The organism is Ferrimonas sediminicola, from assembly GCF_005116715.1.
GTDB lineage: Bacteria > Pseudomonadota > Gammaproteobacteria > Enterobacterales > Shewanellaceae > Ferrimonas > Ferrimonas sediminicola.
On the sequence record NZ_SWCI01000031.1, the window covers coordinates 1 to 1,798 of the forward strand.

General features: G+C 52.9%; 1 rRNA gene. It reads left to right on the forward strand.

Going from position 1 to position 1,798, the window contains the following annotated elements:
* Positions 1-1,726: ribosomal RNA gene (locus tag FCL40_RS18350) — 23S ribosomal RNA — on the forward strand; the annotation flags it as partial.
* Positions 1,727-1,798: the final 72 nt, after the last annotated feature.

A 1,798-nucleotide genomic window follows, 5' to 3' on the forward strand; every position in this document is an offset into this window, starting at 1 on the left:
TGTGCATGGTAGAGGAGCGTTCTGTAAGCGGTTGAAGGTGTGTCGAGAGGCATGCTGGACGTATCAGAAGTGCGAATGCTGACATGAGTAACGTTAAAGCGGGTGAAAAACCCGCTCGCCGGAAGACCAAGGGTTCCTGTCCAACGTTAATCGGGGCAGGGTGAGTCGACCCCTAAGGCGAGGCCGAAAGGCGTAGTCGATGGGAAACGGGTTAATATTCCCGTACTTCTTCTTACTGCGATGGAGTGACGGAGAAGGCTAGGCCAGCGCACTATCGGATGTGCGTTTAAGGTTGTAGGCGGTGTACTTAGGCAAATCCGGGTACACATACGCTGAGAGCTGATGACGAGGTGCTACGGCACTGAAGTGGTTGATGCCATGCTTCCAGGAAAAACTTCTAAGCTTCAGGTAAGAAGGAATCGTACCCCAAACCAACACTGGTGGTCAGGTAGAGAATACCAAGGCGCTTGAGAGAACTCGGGTGAAGGAACTAGGCAAAATGGTACCGTAACTTCGGGAGAAGGTACGCCGCTGACGGTGATGGGACTTGCTCCCTAAGCTATCGGCGGTCGCAGATACCAGGTGGCTGCAACTGTTTATCAAAAACACAGCACTGTGCAAACACGTAAGTGGACGTATACGGTGTGACGCCTGCCCGGTGCCGGAAGGTTAATTGATGGGGTTATTCTTCGGAAGAAGCTCTTGATCGAAGCCCCGGTAAACGGCGGCCGTAACTATAACGGTCCTAAGGTAGCGAAATTCCTTGTCGGGTAAGTTCCGACCTGCACGAATGGCGTAATGATGGCCACGCTGTCTCCACCCGAGACTCAGTGAAATTGAATTTGCGGTGAAGATGCCGTATACCCGCGGCTAGACGGAAAGACCCCGTGAACCTTTACTACAGCTTGGCACTGAACATTGACCCTACATGTGTAGGATAGGTGGGAGGCTTTGAAGCAGTCACGCTAGTGGCTGTGGAGCCGACCTTGAAATACCACCCTTGTAGTGTTGATGTTCTAACCTGGGCCCCTGAATCGGGGTTAGGGACAGTGCCTGGTGGGTAGTTTGACTGGGGCGGTCTCCTCCCAAAGAGTAACGGAGGAGCACGAAGGTTGGCTAAGTATGGTCGGACATCATACGGTTAGTGCAATGGCATAAGCCAGCTTAACTGCGAGACAGACACGTCGAGCAGGTACGAAAGTAGGTCATAGTGATCCGGTGGTTCTGCATGGAAGGGCCATCGCTCAACGGATAAAAGGTACTCCGGGGATAACAGGCTGATACCGCCCAAGAGTTCATATCGACGGCGGTGTTTGGCACCTCGATGTCGGCTCATCACATCCTGGGGCTGAAGTCGGTCCCAAGGGTATGGCTGTTCGCCATTTAAAGTGGTACGCGAGCTGGGTTCAGAACGTCGTGAGACAGTTCGGTCCCTATCTGCCGTGGGCGTTTGAGAATTGAGAGGGGCTGCTCCTAGTACGAGAGGACCGGAGTGGACGAACCTCTGGTGTTCCGGTTGTCACGCCAGTGGCATTGCCGGGTAGCTAAGTTCGGAATCGATAACCGCTGAAAGCATCTAAGCGGGAAGCGAGCCTCAAGATGAGTTCTCACTAGACTCTCGAAGTCTCTAAAGGGCCGTCCAAGACTAGGACGTTGATAGGCAGGGTGTGTAAGCGTTGTGAGGCGTTGAGCTAACCTGTACTAATGACCCGTGAGGCTTAACCATACAACACCCAATGGGTTTTGAAATCCCAGATAGAAAGCGCTTGCGAGAATGCAAACGAGAAACAGCTTGTGC